The following is a 2,105-nucleotide window of genomic DNA, read 5'->3' as shown; positions in this document are numbered from 1 at the left end:
AGGTCGGTGGTGTCCTGTGCCGCCGGCGCGGCGGCCTCCGCCACCGGCGCGGGCACGGCAGTCCGCTCGGCCTCCTGGAGGTGGGGCGCGAGGGACAGGGCCCGCAGCGCGCTCAGCGCGGCGCGCACGGACTCGAGCCGCTCGGTGACCGCGGCGAGATCCTTCTCCAGTGTCTGCTGGTGCTCTTCCAGCCGCGGGAGTTCGGCCTGCAACAGTGCGGTGGTCGCGTCGATGCTGCCGGGGTTCCCGGGTGTTCCGGACGTCGTGGTCATGGTGGCTGCCTTCCGTTCCGGGCCACCGCTGTTGTCCCACGAGGGTGACCTCTGTACCGCAGCCTAAGGTGTGTTGTTGTGTATTGAGTAATCCTTGACACCCCGGGCCCGGATCCGAACGGCCCCGGCCCGCCCCGCCGGTGGCCCTTTTCGCCTCTACAGGGGCCTCTGGTACGGGAGTTCAGTGTGTTCCGGCGTCGCGGGGCGTGAACTCCCCGACCGTACGCCCCACCCAGCCGAGGAGCACGACCGACGCCACCGCGGCGACCGCACACCAGGTGGAGACGAACTCCAGCCGCCACAGCAGGGCGCACACGACGGCCCCGGCCGCGACCGTCCCGCCGAGCAGCCGGAGCAGAGGGTCGCCGGCGAGGAGCAGGGCCCCGAGCGTCGCGAGCAGATAGCCCGCCACGACCACGGGCGCGTCCGGGAGGTCGAGGACGTATCCGACGGTGTGACCGCGCACCTCCGCCCGTACGGTCCCCGCGGACAGGTGGAAGGCGAGGACACCGGCGACGGCGAGTCCGAGGACGGCGGGCACCACCAGCCGGCGCCTGGCGTGCGGCGCCGAGGCGAGGAGGACGCCCAGGGGCACCCACACCGCGAGGAGTGGCATCGCCACCACCGCCCAGGCGAGCGTGGCGGCCCCGGTGCCACCGCCGCCGTCCCACACGACGGCCTCGGTGATCTGGTGGGCGCCCAGGAGCAGCGGCAGCGCGGCGAGCGGGAGATCGCGGGCCCGGCGCACGCGCGCCACACAGGCCACGCCGACCGACACGATCGCGGCACCCGCCGCGAGATCGGCCGTCGCACTCCAGCACATCGCGCCACCCCAGGACCGGAACCGGCAGAAGGACCCGTCAACCGTCGCGGCCACCGTACGCGCGCCGCGGCGGCCGCACCCGGCGGCGACACCGGGAAATCCGCACCCGAAGGGCCGCCCGGGATCCGTGCGATATCTATGGCGGCGGGTACAGAAATAGCGTCGATGCGCGGTGAGTATTTATGGCACGGCAGGCGGAGTGATAACACCTGCCGTGCCCATCCACATGCACCGTGCTACTGTTGATCTCAGTTGCAGTTGTGGTTCCCAAAGACTTCAAGTGCTCTTTCCGGCTTTATGTGCCGGTAGGTGCACTTTTGTATTTCCGGATTTCTTCCGGACGGGGTAATCATCGCGGCGACGTGGGGTGCGCACAGTGCGGACCTCCGGGCACATTGCCCCGAAGGAGATCAAAATGGCCAGTGGTACCGTCAAGTGGTTCAACGCGGAAAAGGGTTTCGGCTTCATCGAGCAGGACGGCGGCGGCGCTGACGTCTTCGCCCACTACTCGAACATCGCCGCCCAGGGCTTCCGCGAGCTCCAGGAGGGCCAGAAGGTGACCTTCGACGTCACGCAGGGCCAGAAGGGCCCGCAGGCGGAGAACATCGTTCCCGCCTGACGCCTAGGCGCATGACAAGCTGGGGTCCGCTCCTTGGGATGCGGACCCCAGCTCGTTGCTTTTTGCAGGACCCGCCCGGACCGCCGTAACGGCCGCCTCGGGCGACGAGAGACCAAATACGCCGGCTCAGGCTTTTTCCGCCCCGGCGTGGCTCCGTTCACCGAAATTCCGGCTCGTTCTTGCGATTCTCTGTGCGGTCACCCCTGCCAAGAATTCTCGATACGTGCCGCATCGAGAAAGGTTCGGAAATGAACCGCACACGCACGAACGACCGCTACTCCCGTACACGTACGGGCGGCGGCTCCGGCTCCACCGGCAACGGCGGCGTCAGCCGCTTCCGCTCGGGCGCCGCCCCCACCCGCTCCGGTGCCCCCGGCCGCTCCGGCGTATT

2 protein-coding genes and 1 pseudogene are annotated in these 2,105 nt (G+C 69.5%); 1 reads left to right on the top strand and 2 read right to left on the bottom strand.

What is annotated here, in order from left to right:
* Nucleotides 1–272: pseudogene (locus tag GT042_RS04405) on the bottom strand (hypothetical protein); the annotation flags it as partial.
* A gap of 181 nt (nt 273–453) precedes the next feature.
* The gene (locus GT042_RS04400) at nt 454–1,095 is read right to left on the bottom strand and encodes a DUF6629 family protein (protein ID WP_161307369.1); all 642 of its coding nucleotides are present in this window, start codon (nt 1,093–1,095) and stop codon (nt 454–456) included.
* Nucleotides 1,096–1,510: 415 nt separating this feature from the next.
* On the opposite strand from GT042_RS04400, the gene GT042_RS04395 reads away from it, so the two are divergent.
* On the top strand, nt 1,511–1,714 hold the full coding sequence (locus tag GT042_RS04395; RefSeq protein ID WP_161307368.1) for a cold-shock protein: 204 nt from the start codon (nt 1,511–1,513) through the stop codon (nt 1,712–1,714).
* The last annotated feature ends 391 nt before the right edge of the window (nt 1,715–2,105 follow it).

Origin of the sequence: Streptomyces sp. SID3212, from assembly GCF_009865405.1 — a bacterium.
Lineage (GTDB): Bacteria > Actinomycetota > Actinomycetes > Streptomycetales > Streptomycetaceae > Streptomyces.
Note: the sequence above shows the minus strand (reverse complement) of the source record. Positions and strands in the feature narration are given on the sequence as shown.